Source organism: Bacillus sp. SRB_8 (assembly GCF_003264205.1).
GTDB classification, from domain to species: domain Bacteria; phylum Bacillota; class Bacilli; order Bacillales; family Bacillaceae_G; genus Bacillus_A; species Bacillus_A mycoides.
Genome location: NZ_NADT01000019.1, coordinates 320961 through 335513, shown reverse-complemented (window position 1 = coordinate 335513; position 14553 = coordinate 320961). Strand labels below are relative to the sequence as shown.

The window sequence follows — 14553 nt, the reverse complement described above, 5'->3', positions numbered from 1 at the left end:
ATTTTGCAGAATATAATAAGACATAAATATTTTTAGTTGCATACGAAGATTTGTTCTTATATGATAGTAAGTGAAAGCGTTATCAAAAACAGAGCGGCGATGGGAAAGGCGGTTAAATATGTTCCAGCGTGTTCAAACAAAGGAAGAGCATTTTTGGTTCGAGCAACTGTGGGGAGATTTTTGTGAAGAAAGAAACTTAATGTTTGTAGAACGTAATTTAAATCCATCACGATTTTTATTAATAGAAGATGAACATCATATTGGTACAGTAGAATGTATTAAGTTTACAGTACCTGAACAATCAAATTCTGAGTTTTTCTATCCGTTTTCTAAAAATGATTTAGTGAAAGATTTGAAAAATGTGTATGAAATAGGAAAGTTAAGTATTGCGAAAACGTCTCGGGGGAGAGGACATTTCAAAAGGCTGGCAGCTATTTTATTTATGCATGCGTTAGAGACGAAAGCGGAATGGTATATTGCAGCAGTTACAAAAAGAATGTATATGTATTTACTTACACTCGGTTTTCCAATCGAACCGATAGATAGTCCATTCCAGTTTCATGATACTTTACAAGGTGTACCAGTGCGAATTCATGCTCGAAAAGGGGCTACACATCTGTATTCTTTGAAAGAATTCCGTGATATTATTCAAGGGAATGCTCATGCGCAGGCACTTATTGCAGAATACAGTAAAAATATTATGTTAACAAAATGAGAATATATGAATATGTATAGTATGAAGAAGAGTTACTTATTACGGGCATCTGTTTTCATACAAAAAGTAGACCCTTATTCTCAGAATAAGGGTCTACAATATTATAGTCCAAATATACTAAAAATCATTTTACGACGCTTCGGTTTCTTTTCTCTTTCATATGTTGGTTTTGCATCAGGAGTAATGTATATTGGTTCTTCTTTTTTTAGGGCAGCTTCTAGTTTTTGAATTCGTTCTAACATTTCCTCTATTTCGCGGCGATGTTGTAAAAGTTGGTATGTAACGACATCATTTGCTTTATCTTGCATTTGTTCTTCCATTCGATCTAGTCTTCTCGTAATTGTGGTAAATTGAGCTGTTAATTGCTCAAAATCATTCGATGATGTGTTTTGAACAATTGTGTTTACTTGAGTTTTTAATTTTTCTACATCATTTGAAGATGGTTTTTGAGTAGTTTGAGAGTTTTGAGGCTGGTCCATTTGAGAGCGATGGTATTCTAACATTAGATCTAAATCACCTTGTGTGAAAATAAAATGACCATATTTATTTTTTTTTATCGTAAGATTTAATTGTTGTGCAATCCGGACAACAGCCTTTGGGCTAACACCTAATTTCTTTGCGATAAATGGTGTTTTATATTCCAAAATAATCCCTCCTATATATATCCTGTTTAATGATTTCTAGTTATGTAGCAAGTTCCCTTCAGGTGTGACAAAAGAAGTGTGGAATCGGCAAAGAAAGTGTTTTTTCACGAAGTTCAGCTGTTTAGCACATACTATTTATATAAATCATTTTTAGTTATCGGAAAATTGGGCTTATTATAGTTTGACGATAATAAGCTAATTAGATTATCATAATTATAAATATCTTTTTTATGTATGCATATAATATATAAAAAGGTGGTTACTAATGTAGAATTTTATTAGAGTATAAGAATGCTTACTTCACTTGAATAAATTTAAGTAGGAGGTGGCTTCCTTGCTTACACTGTAAGTAAGGAAAAGTATTTGGACATATATAGTATAAGTATAGTGATTGTTTTAATTGCCTTAACGGCATTTTTCGTTGCAGCAGAATTTGCAATTGTTAAAGTGAGGAGTTCACGAATTGACTATTTAATTGCAAAAGGAAATAATCGTGCAATATCTGTCAAAACAATCATTACAAACTTAGACGAATATTTATCAGCTTGTCAATTAGGAATAACTGTTACAGCTCTTGGGATTGGGTGGTCTGGTAAACCTGCGCTAAAGCACATGTTTGATGTGTTGTTTGCAAATTGGAACGTCCCTACTCAACTCGCAGACATTTTAGCTATAATTTTAGTGTTTTTGTTTATCACATTTTTCCATGTGGTAGTAGGAGAGTTAGCTCCAAAAACATTTGCGATTCAAAAAGCAGAACAAGTGAGTTTCTTTGTTGCTAAGCCACTCATTTTGTTTTATCGTATTGCATTCCCATTCATTTGGATTTTAAATGGATCAGCTCGGTTAATTACAAAGTTTCTTGGGTTGAAACCACCAAAAGGGCATGATGAAGTGCATTCAGAAGAAGAATTGCGGTTGTTAGTTTCAGAAAGTTATAAAAATGGTGAGATTAATCAATCTGAATATAAGTATGTGAATAAAATATTTGAATTTGATGATCGTATTGCGAAAGAAATAATGGTACCACGAACAGAGATGAATATTTTAAATAAAGAAATGCCTGCTGAAGAGGCTTTACAAAAAATGTCTCATGAAAAATATACGAGGTATCCGGTTGTTGATGGTGATAAGGACCATGTAATAGGCTTTGTGAATTTTAAAGATATATTTACAGATTTTGTGAAGCACCGAGTTGTTAGTGAAAAGACAGTGGAGCAATATATTAGGCCAATTATTTTAGTTATTGAATCTATCCCAATTCATGATCTATTTTTAAAAATGCAAAGAGAAAGAACACATATCGCTATATTAATTGATGAATATGGTGGTACATCAGGTCTTGTAACCGTTGAAGATATTTTAGAAGAAATTGTAGGGGATATTCAAGATGAGTTCGATACTGATGAACAACCGGAAATCCAACAAGTTAGTGAGACGAAAACGATTTTAGAGGGAAAAGTACTTGTTAGTGAAGTGAACGCATTATTAGGTTTGACTATTGACGACGATGATGTCGATACGATTGGCGGTTGGATCCTAACAAAAAATATTGAGATTTCCGAGGGTGATACCATTGAGATTGAAAATTATAAATTTTGCGTGAAAAAATTAGATGGACACTATATTAAGAGATTAGAAGTAACGAAACCTTCAGAATCGATTGTTATTGTAGGAGATGAAAAAAAGATTTCGCTCCAAGAACAAATTAGTTCGTAAACTCTGCTTTGTAGCAGAGTTTTTTTGAGCAAAATGTTTTTTGATGTATTAGGGCTATGATACAATTACACAAGTCAGACCTTTCACCAGGTGAAATAAATAAAATGTATTATTGTATACATATATTCGGAAGGAGAACCACTATGAAAAAACATTTATATATAAATGGGGTATGGAAATCAGTAGAGACGTATAAACCATTGTATGCACCATATTCTGAAGAAACATTAGCGGAGATTGCGCAAGGTACAGAAGATGACGTTAAGGAAGCAATAGTTTCGGCCAAAAATGCAATGAAAGAAATGAAAAAATTATCCGCATACGACCGTGCAACTATTTTAGAAAAGGTTGCACAAAAAATGGATGAGAGAAGAGAAGAGTTTGCAGAGATTATCGCAAAAGAAGCTGCAAAACCAATTCGTGCTGCACGTGGAGAAGTAGATCGCACTGTTCAAACATATAAGTTTGCAGCTGAAGAAGCGAAGCGAATATATGGTGAGACGTTACCATTAGATGCTGCACCAGGAGCAGGTGGCCGTATAGCGTATACAATTCGACAACCAATCGGGGTTATTGGTGCTATTACACCATTTAATTTTCCACTTAATTTAGTAGCACATAAGGTAGGCCCAGCAATTGCGGCTGGAAATACTATTGTGCTAAAGCCTGCCGACCAAACGCCACTTTCTTCGTATGCATTGGTAGAATTATTTGAAGAAGCTGGTTTACCAAAGGGAGCTTTCAATATAATTTCTGGACCTGGATCTGTTGTAGGTGAGGCATTAGTAAAAGATGAGAACGTTGCTAGTATTACTTTTACAGGAAGTCCGAAAGTAGGTATTGGAATTAAGGCAAAAGCCGGGTTGAAACGAGTGACGTTAGAATTAGGATCGAACGCTGCAGTAATTGTTGATGAAGATGTTGAATTGACAGACGAAATAATTGAACGTGTAAAATGGGGCGCGTTTGTGAATAATGGACAAGTTTGTATTTCAGTACAACGTGTTTTTGTGCATGAACGCAAAATGGAAGAGTTTATTACAAAATTAACGAAAGCAATGGAAAACGTTGTAGTAGGAGATCCGCTTCATGAAGAAACAGATGTATCAGCACTTATTTCAAAAAAAGATGTAGAACGTATAAATTCATGGGTGGAAGAGGCAGTTAAGGAAGGAGCTAATGTTGTATACGGTGGTAACAAACGTGATGCAAGGATTTTTGAACCAACTGTATTAACAAATGTTCCAGATTATGTATCTGTTCAGTGCCAAGAAGTATTTGGTCCACTTATGACTGTAAATACATTTAAAGAATTTGATGAGGCTTTAGAACAAGTAAATAATTCACGTTATGGATTACAAGCAGGTGTATTTACAAACAATCTATGTAAGGCAATGCGTGCAATTGATGAATTAGAAGTCGGTGGTGTCATGATTAATGATATTCCAACGTTCAGAGTAGATCATATGCCTTATGGCGGTGTGAAAGAGAGTGGCACAGGCCGTGAAGGGATTAAATATGCAATAGAAGAAATGACAGAAATGAAATTAGTGTGTATTAAAAAATAAAGTAGATCGAGCTTAAACACCGCAATAAAAAACGAGCAGGAAATGTTTACGATTCCATACTCGTTTTTTATTGTTTGTTTTACGTTTCTCGGAACGATTTCATTTAATCAAGTGTACCTTTTACTTCATTTCTTGTTTGAAAATATCATCTTCGACATAAATATGTTCTTTATCTACAGCAGTGCTATGAGAGAGTACTAAACCGATTGGTGTTTCAGTACCTTTATTTTGAACAATTGTAAAAGGAATATTTTTTTCAGTTGCTAATTTAATGTATTTTGATAAATGTGGGTAAGCAATGCTTCCATTTAGGAATAGTTGTAATGATTGAGAAGAACGTATGTTACCCGTTACTTCTGTATACACATTACTTTGCATTACTTGACCGATTGTTAAAGCGATTTCTACACGCTCACGTAATGTAGTTAAGTACATATTACGTTCTTCTGGTTTGTTTTGCTTTTGGCCATATATGCCTTCTTGGAGATAGTCTTCCACATTTTTATTTACCATATTTTTCACACCTTTCACTTCTTATTGTACGCAAGAATTAAAAAGGATGCAAAAAAAAAGTAGTTTTGAACAGGAAAATAATTTAAAAAATGAGAAGGGAAAGGGATATAGGAATACAACTTATTTAAATAAGAAAGGAAAAATAAATTTTATCAACAGAAATTAACAAAATGTGACAAAAATCTATTAACGAAATGTATTTTTTGTGTTAATATTCAAAATATAAAGGGTATTCGTCGTATGGAAATGGAGGAATGGAGGTTTTTCCAATCGATAAGGATATTAAAGAAGTATTTTGTTCGCACTTGAAAAACAACAGGCACCAATTCGTAGAGAACTGGAAAAACAAAATGATAATTTCCGAAAAAGATCCATTTAAACAAGAGGTAGTTCAAAATGGAGCGAATTTATTAGAGTTAATTATCGAACTTATTATGGAAGATAAAGACATTAATTATCTTCAGCCATTATGTGAGAAAATTGCCATTGAGCGTGCAGGGGCAGATGCGAATATTGGAGATTTTGTTTACAATGCAAATGTGGGAAGAAATGAACTTTTTGAAGCGATGTGCGAATTGGATGTAAGTGCTCGTGAACTGAAACCGATTATGGCCAAAATACATACTTGTTTTGACAAATTAATTTATTATACCGTTTTAAAATACTCAGAAATTATATCGAGAAATTTAGAAGAAAAACAGCAATATATAAATGAAACACATAAAGAAAGGCTTACGATTCTAGGGCAAATGTCGGCTAGTTTTGTGCATGAATTTCGTAATCCGCTAACTTCGATTATGGGATTTGTAAAGTTATTGAAGACAGATCACCCTAATCTATCGTATTTAGATATTATTTCACATGAATTAGATCAATTAAATTTTAGGATTTCGCAATTTTTACTTGTATCGAAAAAAGAAATGTGGAATGAATCTGAACGTTTTTTGGTAAATGACTTATTTCAAGATATTATACAATTCTTATATCCAAGTTTAGTTAATGCAAATGTTTTGATTGAAAAGAATTTGCCGTATCCTATTCCACTCGTTGGTTACCGGAGTGAAGTGAAGCAAGTAGTTTTAAATATTTTAATGAATTCGATTGATGCTCTTGAATCGGTGAAAGAAGAGCGGAAAATTATCATTGATGTATTTGAAGAGGATCAGGCTGTTCGCATTGTTATAAAAAATAATGGACCTATGATTCCAGCAGACAATGTAGAGACCATTTTTGAGCCATTTGTAACTACTAAAAAGCTAGGAACTGGTATTGGACTATTTGTATGTAAACAAATTGTAGAAAAACATAACGGATCCATATTGTGTCGTTCGGATAACGATTGGACAGAATTTCAAATTACGTTTCAAAAGTAAACAGTCTACACCATGCGAATGGTGTAGACTGTTTTAATTTGTAAGTATAACGGTCTCTAATTTTGGATCCTCAGTTGAATAACCAACTATTGAAATTGTGTAAATTGTATTTGGTTCAACGTTGAATTTTGGAATGGTTAATAGTACTTTTTTTGTATCAGCAAGTGAAACTTCAATATCTGCTGTACCAGGGCTAACTTGTAAAAAATCTGTTATTTGCTTAAAGAGTACATTTTCAAATAAATGATCCCCATCTTTTAAATTTACATTTACAACTGGAGTGTCTGGTGAAAAATGTGCAAACCGTATTTTTGCTTGACCAGATGGTAAATGAGTATTATCAAGAATGGGTTGTAATTGGAGATGATTATCGCTATTGACCGCTGCAAGGGTATAAGTGTGATTCCCCATTATTGGTACTAATGCTGAAAATATTGGAGTTTCGTTTCCGACAGGGACAATATCAATACGGTATTTACCTTGCACTAATGATAAATACGGACTGAATTGTTTAAAAGAAATATTTTTAATAACCTTTTGTCCGTTTATTATAATATCAACTGCTGGTATATGGGGAGCTGTGTGGAAGATTCTCATATGTGACGGTAAAGTCGCTTCTTGTGAATCTCTCTTTTCATATGCTTGTACAAGTTTTGTAATTGCATCATAGTATTTCATATAGAGTTCTACATATCTTTTAGGATTGCTATATTGATAGTAACGAGCGAGCTGTTCGTAACGTGCAGCTTCTTGGCCGTATTTTTCAATTTCGGATTGAGTCATGAACATTCCTCCTTTATCATCATTACAAATATATGCGAAGCTAGAAAGAGGTTATGCAAAAAACTTGCCTTTCTAGAAGGAAAAGTTAAAATGGGGATTTTTTTATTTATAGGCAAACACACATACAAATCGATAATTGTCCTACATAAATTATAAAGGAAAGGTAGTTTGACTTTGATGGAAGGAGTGGAACCATTGGGATGGGGATATTCCCATAGTTATTGGGAATGAAGTTATGGAGGATTTGGTGCTATAGGCTGTGGGACGAATTATGGATTTGTATTATGAGTATTTCTATTAATTTTAGTGATGCGTTGGATAAGGTAATACCGATAAAAGAGCGTCGTGCCGAACTGATTAATGTGGTTAATCGGTTCTTTTTTTTATTGTTCTAAACAGGTGGTACTATTTGTTAAGAAATAGTTATGATAAATGAGGCGAAGTAAAATGTCGAATTTTGTTTGAAAATATGCAATATAAAGTAGGATAATAGGAAGGAGAATAACGGGAGTTCCGTCGAAGTTTACACAATGTCAGCAATTGAGGGAAGTTGATATTATATTAAAAAAATATTCAATTTGCTGTTATCTTAAATCAGGAAGGGGTATTTAAGCGTACAGGTAAGATTAGTCTTTATTTTAAGTTCTGAATTTTCTGTTTTTGAAATAATATTTAGCAGTCATTTGTATATTTTATAATAGTTTTTTGATAAATTCACTGCTTTTGCAGAGGATTCTTTTTTATGAAAGAAACGTCAATTTTCTTCATATACATATACAAATTGGAGAAATGGGGGAGCGCTATGCGCGATTACTTAATTAAACCACTTGTTGGTCAGCCGTATCCGATGATTTCACATGGAAAAGGTGTGTATTTGTATGATCAAAACGGAAATAAATATTTTGATGGTTCGTCTGGAGCGATTACGGCAGGTATTGGACATGGCGTAGCAGAGATAGCAGAAGTTATTAAAAAACAGGCAGAGGAGATCGCTTTCGTTTATAGATCACAGTTTACGAGTGAACCAGCTGAAAAATTAGCGAAGAAGTTAAGTGATTTATGTGTAGGAGATTTGAACTGGAGCTTTTTTGTGAATAGTGGTACGGAAGCAAATGAAACAGCTATGAAAATCGCAATTCAGCATTTTCAGGAGCGTGGCATTCAAGGGAAACATAAAATTTTGTCACGGTGGATGAGCTATCACGGGATTACAATGGGAGCTTTATCTATGTCTGGGCATCCACTGCGCAGACAACGTTTCGTTTCTATTTTGGAAGATTATCCGACTATTCCAGCTCCATACTGTTTTAGATGTCCTGTACAAAAGGTATATCCAACATGTCAACTTTCTTGTGCGACTGAACTAGAAAGAGCGATTGATCGAATTGGTGCAGAACATATTGCAGCTTTTATTGCTGAACCGATTATCGGAGCTGCTGGAGGCGCGGTTGTCCCGCCGAAAGAATACTATAAAGTAATTAAAGATATTTGTAGTCATTACGATATATTATTTATTGCGGATGAAGTAATGACTGGACTTGGTCGTACTGGTGCATGGTTTGCTATGGAGCACTGGGGTGTAGAACCGGATATTATGACCCTTGGTAAGGGGCTAGGAGCGGGGTATACACCAATGGCAGCGACAATAGTAAGTGACCGTGTTATGGAGCCGATTTTACGTGGATCACGTTCTGTAATGAGCGGGCATACGCTTAGTGCAAATCCATTGTCTGCAGCAACGGCTTTAGCAGTTATTGAATATATGGAGAAACATAATTTACCTGAAAAAACAGCAGAAAAGGGAGAGTATTTATTAAAAGGTTTGCAGAAAGTTCAGCAACAATCGACAATCATTGCCGATGTGCGTGGAAAAGGATTGCTAATTGGAATAGAATTGCAACCGTTTACAAAAGCGTCGGAGCTTATTTCAGTTGCTGCTAAAAATGGACTGCTCTTATACCAAGCTGTTTCAGGGCAAGCAGGAAAAGAGGATAGTGCACTGCTTGTTGCACCACCAATGACAACTACATATTCCGAGTTAGATGAATTACTTTCAATTTTTGTAAAGAGCGTGGAAGAGATGATGCAAAAAGGAGGGCATAGTATCGCATGAAAACTATTACAAATACATTCGGTAAATTAAAAGAAATAGAGGAAGTAATTTCTTTGTTCCATGATGATATGACATTAATGTTTGGGGGATTTGGAGGAATCGGATCACCTCCATCTTTAATTCAAGCTGTTTTAGATAAAGGCATTACAAATTTAAATTTAATAGGAAATGATACTGGATTTCCTGATGTAGGAATTGGTCGTCTTGTTACGAATGAAAGGGTTAAATCTTTAGTTACTTCTCATATTGGGTCAAATCCAAATGCGGGAAGACAATTAAATGAAGGAAGATTGCAAATTGAATTCTCTCCGCAAGGAACACTCGCAGAGCGTATTCGCGCGGGTGGTGTAGGGCTTGGTGGTATTTTAGTTGACGTTGGTGTTGATACGATTGTAGAAAAAGGAAAGCGTACAGTTGAAATGAATGGAAAGACATATTTAGTTGAAACAGCTTTAACGGCTGAAGTCGCAATTGTATATGCGAAAAAAGCGGATCCGTTTGGCAATCTTGTATTTGATAAAAGCGCTCGTAATATGAATCCACACGTAGCTATGGCTGGTGACATAACGATTGTAGAAGCAGAAGAAATTGTTCCACTTGGAAGTTTAGATCCAGAAGAAATTGTCGTCCCAGGTGTATTTGTAAATTATATCGTGCCATCGGAAGGAGTGAATTGGAAATGGGTATGGGCGTAGAAGTAAGAGAAAAGATTGCAAGACGTGCAGCGAAAGAAATTCAGAATGGTATGCTTGTAAATTTAGGTATTGGAATTCCATCGCTTGTACCGAATCATTTGCCAGAAGATATGAAAGTTATGTTTCATGCGGAAAACGGTATTGTTGGTATGGGACCAACGCCAAGTAAAGGGAATGAAGATGAGAATTTATGTAACGCAGCTGGTTTACCAACATCTCTTATTACAGGAGCAAGTTATTTTGATAGCTGCATGGCGTTTGGCATGATTCGAAAAGGATTACTTGATGTTACGATACTTGGTTCGTTACAAGTAAGTGAAAATGGTGATTTAGCGAACTGGATTGTACCAGGAAAACGCGTTCCAGGTATTGGAGGAGCGATGGATTTAGCGCAAAAAGCGAAGCGGGTCGTTGTTGTGATGAATCATGTTGATAAATACGGAAATGCAAAGATTGTTTCGGAATGTACATTGCCATTAACTTCGAAAAAATGTGTAGATTTAATTATTACAGACATGGCTGTCATGGAAGTGACCCAAAGAGGACTTGTCTTACAAGAATTAATGAGTCCATATACTGTAGAAGATGTAAAACGACATACGACAGCTGATTTTCATATAAGCTCAAATTTACTAGTAATTGAATGAGGGGAGTTGTAATATATGGAGCAATTAAAAAAACAAGTTTGTGATTATATTGAGGGTCATGAAGAAGAGAGTGTAAAATTTTTAACACGATTAATTCAAGAAAAGAGCGTATCTGGTGATGAAAGTGGTGCGCAGGCAATTGTTATTGAAAAGTTGCGTGAGTTAGGTCTAGATCTTGATATTTGGGAGCCTGCTTTTAATGAAATGAAAGATCACCCTTATTTCGTATCACCTCGTATAAGTTTTACAGATAGCCCGAACATTGTAGCGACTTTAAAAGGAAGTGGCGAAGGGAAATCTATGATTTTAAACGGGCATATTGATGTCGTGCCAGAAGGGGATGTAAATCAGTGGGACCATCATCCATATAGTGGAGAGAAAATAGGAAACCGCATATATGGACGTGGAACAACAGATATGAAAGGCGGCAATGTTTCACTTATGCTTGCGATGGAAGCGATTATTGAATCTGGTATTGAACTAAAAGGTCATATACATTTTCAAAGTGTAATAGAAGAAGAGAGCGGTGGGGCAGGAACATTAGCTGCTATTTTACGAGGATATAAGGCAGATGGCGTTATTATTCCTGAGCCGACGAATATGAAGTTTTTTCCGAAACAACAAGGATCAATGTGGTTTCGTCTACATATAAAAGGAAAAGCAGCACACGGTGGTACACGTTATGAAGGAGTAAGTGCAATTGAAAAAAGTATGTTTGTTGTAGAGCATTTGAGAAAATTAGAAGAGAAGAGAAATGGTAGAATTACAGATCCGTTATTTAAGGGGATTCCGATTCCAATTCCAATTAACGTTGGGAAAATTGAAGGGGGAAGCTGGCCAAGTTCTGTTCCCGATTCATTAATTTTAGAAGGAAGATGTGGTATTGCGCCGAATGAGACTATAGAGGCAGCAAAAGAAGAGTTTGAGGGCTGGATTGGTGAATTAAAAGATGTGGATAGTTGGTTTGTAAAAAATCCTGTAGAAGTAGAATGGTTTGGGGCTAGATGGGTTCCTGGTGAACTAGAAGAAAATCATCCACTTATTACAACGCTTCAACATAACTTTGTTGAAATCGAAGGGAACGAGCCGATTATAGAAGCTTCGCCATGGGGAACAGATGGAGGTTTGTTCACACAAATAGCTAACGTACCCACGATAGTATTTGGTCCAGGAGAGACGAAAGTAGCACACTATCCAAACGAATATATAGAAGTTGATAAAATGATTGCTGCCGCAAAAATAATTGCATGTACATTACTAGATTGGTGTGAGGTGAAAAAATGAAATACTATGAATCTTTTAGTGAACAGACAAAGCATTATACAGTAGAAGGGGTTTTAGATTATTTTAATAAACGTATTAGAGTTGATCACTATACAGGAAATGTTGAAAGCATCATACAAACAATCGATGAATTAGCAAAGAAACATTCTTTCACTAAATGTATTATTAAAGGAAAGGGAGAGCATGTTTCAACATGGCTCTCTTTCGGTTTCTTACTGGAAGCAACGATACCTCATTATTTTCAAGGGCACGATGCGAACTTCTTCGTGAAATATCATAATGATGAAAGACGAAATAGTATTCATTGGACTGAGGAAGATACTATTTTAAGTGGTGTAAAAGAAAAAGAAGTGAAAGAAAAAATAGTCCCAGAGGAATTTGTGTTAAGAAAAGCGACAGAAGAGGATGCGGAAGAATTAGCAATTGTCTTTGGAAAAGTATTTGAAGTTTATCCGACACCTTTAAATGATGGGAATTATGTAAAGCAGACGATGAAGGAAGACGATACAATTTACTATGTTTATGAATTCGAGGGGAAAATTATTAGTACAGCATCTGCTGAAATGAACGTGAAAGAAGGTAATGCAGAATTAACGAATTGTGCTACATTACCTGAATATCGAAAACATGGTTTCATGAAAAGTCTGTTAATTAAATTGGAGGAAGAGCTCCAAGAAAAATCTATTTTTTGTTCTTATACAATTGCTCGCTCGCTATCTTTCGGTATGAATGCAGCCTTTCATCAATTAGGCTATACATATACGGGAAGGCTTGCGAATAATTGCTACATTTTTGATAAGTTGGAAGATATGAATATATGGGTGAAAGATTTATCCAGCTATTCGAAAGCAGTAAGACTCCCGCCTCAAAATTCGGCTGTAAAGCAAAGAAGTTAGGTGGGAGTCGGGTTAATAATAAAGCCCCACTGATTAAAGTTTCACTTAACCATAAATAAGCAATAAAAATATATATACATTTCATCAAAATAATAGAACGGAATCGTCATGCTTATAATCGCGCAGAGGGTGCCGGAAATTCGGCGTTGAATTTGCTGGATTTTCGGCAAAAGGGGGGATGACATTGCTAGCAGTTTCGACACAGGAAGTCATTGAAGCGATTTTGGGCAGTATAGATGAGGCCATACATGCAGTAGATGAAAATGGGACTACAATATTTTATAATACAGTTGCTGCAAAACATGATGGATCTAAAATTGAAAATGTGCTAGGAAAGCATTTATTAGAAGCATTCCCGTCATTATCCAGAGAAACAAGTACGTTGATGAAAGTATTAGATACAAAAAAACCAATCGTACACCAAGTTCAACATTACCAAAATTTAAATGGGGAAGACGTTTGTACGGTCAATACAACGTTACCTATTTTAATAGATGGAAATATTGCTGGTGCTGTAGAAATTGCGAAAGATTATTCTACTATTCAAAAGCTTACTGATACGATTGTAGATCTACAATCGAAAATAAAACGATCGACTAGCAAAAAAATGGTGAAAAAGCATGTTGCATTCGAGACAATTGTAACTGATGATTCCCACTTTAAACAGACGAAAGAGTTAGCACAAAAAGTAGCGCCAACCGATGCGAATGTTTTAATATATGGTGAAACTGGAACGGGGAAAGAGCTATTTGTGCAAGCGATTCATGAAGCTTCTAAACGAAAAAATAAGCCGTTTATTGCACAAAACTGTGCAGCTTTGCCAGAGTCGCTATTAGAAAGTTTGCTGTTTGGCACGACAAAAGGTAGTTATACAGGGGCAATCGAACGAGCAGGATTATTTGAACTTGTAGATGGAGGGACATTATTTTTAGATGAACTGAATTCAATGCCGCTTGATTTACAAGCAAAAATGCTACGTGTATTAGAAGATGGAGTTATTCGTCGCATTGGTGATAATAAGACGAGAAAAGTAGATGTTCGCGTTATTACTGCAATGAATCAGCCTCCAGAAGTATGTTTAAGAGAAAATAAAATTCGCACTGATTTATACTATCGATTAAATGTGTTTTCATTATATATCCCGCCGCTTCGCGAAAGAACTGAGGATGTACTGTTATTAGCGTCTTACTTTTTGAAAGAATATAATAAAAGTTATAAAAAAGGTGTACTTCAAATTGATAAGGAAGCGAAAGAAAGATTACAAGCTTATCAATGGCCTGGAAATGTTCGTGAGTTAAAGCATACGATTGAACATGCTGTCATTATTACAGAAGGGAATTCGTTAACAGCAAATTGCTTGCCACGAACATTTCGGAAAGAGAAACTTCCGAAGAAGAAAAGTATATTACCGCTTAGGGAAGCTCTTCATCAAATGGAAAAGGAATTAATAGATCAAGCGTTAATTGAAACGGAAGGGAATATTTTGCAAGCAGCAAAAATGTTAGGTATTCCGCGTCAAACGCTTCAATATAAACTGAGCAAGTACGACAAAACCGCCGAATAATCGGCGGTTTTTGTGTGTTTGCACCAATAAAAGAGCGTT

The 14553-nt window shown here is 35.3% G+C and carries 13 protein-coding genes; 10 read left to right on the top strand and 3 right to left on the bottom strand.

Features of this window, described 5'->3' with window-relative positions; translation table 11 throughout:
• Positions 1-118 precede the first annotated feature (118 nt).
• Positions 119-715, top strand: a complete 597-nt coding sequence (locus B5P40_RS17205) for a hypothetical protein (RefSeq protein ID WP_002085820.1) — start codon at positions 119-121, stop codon at positions 713-715.
• 101 nt (positions 716-816) lie between these two features.
• Here B5P40_RS17205 and racA read toward each other — a convergent pair whose 3' ends face one another.
• Complete coding sequence (gene racA / locus B5P40_RS17200; RefSeq protein ID WP_002012665.1) at positions 817-1359, bottom strand: chromosome-anchoring protein RacA; 543 nt, start codon at positions 1357-1359, stop codon at positions 817-819.
• 363 nt (positions 1360-1722) lie between these two features.
• Here racA and B5P40_RS17195 point away from each other — a divergent pair, with 363 nt between their 5' ends.
• Positions 1723-3078: a hemolysin family protein gene (locus B5P40_RS17195; RefSeq protein ID WP_002127238.1), complete on the top strand. Its 1356-nt coding sequence runs from the start codon at positions 1723-1725 to the stop codon at positions 3076-3078.
• A 143-nt stretch (positions 3079-3221) separates the two neighbouring features.
• Positions 3222-4646 carry an aldehyde dehydrogenase family protein gene (locus tag B5P40_RS17190; protein WP_078176563.1) on the top strand — a complete coding sequence of 475 codons (1425 nt, stop codon included), beginning with the start codon at positions 3222-3224 and terminating at the stop codon, positions 4644-4646.
• A gap of 120 nt (positions 4647-4766) precedes the next feature.
• Here B5P40_RS17190 and B5P40_RS17185 read toward each other — a convergent pair whose 3' ends face one another.
• The gene (locus B5P40_RS17185) at positions 4767-5159 is read right to left on the bottom strand and encodes a YueI family protein (protein ID WP_002085811.1); all 393 of its coding nucleotides are present in this window, start codon (positions 5157-5159) and stop codon (positions 4767-4769) included.
• Between the two features lie 254 nt (positions 5160-5413).
• Here B5P40_RS17185 and B5P40_RS17180 point away from each other — a divergent pair, with 254 nt between their 5' ends.
• Entirely contained in the window at positions 5414-6532 is a 1119-nt protein-coding gene (locus B5P40_RS17180) for a BA2291 family sporulation histidine kinase (RefSeq protein WP_002085809.1), read from the top strand.
• Positions 6533-6565: 33 nt separating this feature from the next.
• Here the strand turns inward: B5P40_RS17180 and B5P40_RS17175 are convergent, their stop codons facing one another.
• Positions 6566-7315: a DUF4397 domain-containing protein gene (locus B5P40_RS17175; protein ID WP_113709508.1), complete on the bottom strand. Its 750-nt coding sequence runs from the start codon at positions 7313-7315 to the stop codon at positions 6566-6568.
• Positions 7316-8117: 802 nt separating this feature from the next.
• On the opposite strand from B5P40_RS17175, the gene B5P40_RS17170 reads away from it, so the two are divergent.
• The 6 genes from B5P40_RS17170 to rocR all read left to right on the top strand — a co-directional run bounded on the left by B5P40_RS17170 (position 8118) and on the right by rocR (position 14514).
• Positions 8118-9428 (top strand): aspartate aminotransferase family protein, encoded by a 1311-nt coding sequence (locus B5P40_RS17170; RefSeq protein WP_063219598.1) that lies wholly within the window; start codon positions 8118-8120, stop codon positions 9426-9428.
• Entirely contained in the window at positions 9425-10123 is a 699-nt protein-coding gene (gene atoD, locus B5P40_RS17165; RefSeq protein ID WP_113709507.1) for an acetate CoA-transferase subunit alpha, read from the top strand. Before B5P40_RS17170 ends, atoD begins: the two co-directional genes overlap by 4 nt.
• Positions 10108-10770 (top strand): CoA transferase subunit B, encoded by a 663-nt coding sequence (locus B5P40_RS17160; RefSeq protein ID WP_078176565.1) that lies wholly within the window; start codon positions 10108-10110, stop codon positions 10768-10770. Before atoD ends, B5P40_RS17160 begins: the two co-directional genes overlap by 16 nt.
• A 15-nt stretch (positions 10771-10785) precedes the next feature.
• Positions 10786-12054, top strand: a complete 1269-nt coding sequence (locus tag B5P40_RS17155; protein WP_078176566.1) for a peptidase — start codon at positions 10786-10788, stop codon at positions 12052-12054.
• Positions 12051-12950, top strand: coding sequence for a putative beta-lysine N-acetyltransferase (gene ablB, locus B5P40_RS17150; protein WP_002185936.1), 900 nt, complete (start codon positions 12051-12053; stop codon positions 12948-12950). The genes B5P40_RS17155 and ablB overlap by 4 nt, the downstream gene beginning before the upstream one ends.
• A 178-nt stretch (positions 12951-13128) precedes the next feature.
• A complete protein-coding gene (gene rocR, locus B5P40_RS17145; protein ID WP_100248440.1) occupies positions 13129-14514 on the top strand; it encodes an arginine utilization transcriptional regulator RocR in 1386 nt (461 codons plus the stop codon).
• Positions 14515-14553: the final 39 nt, after the last annotated feature.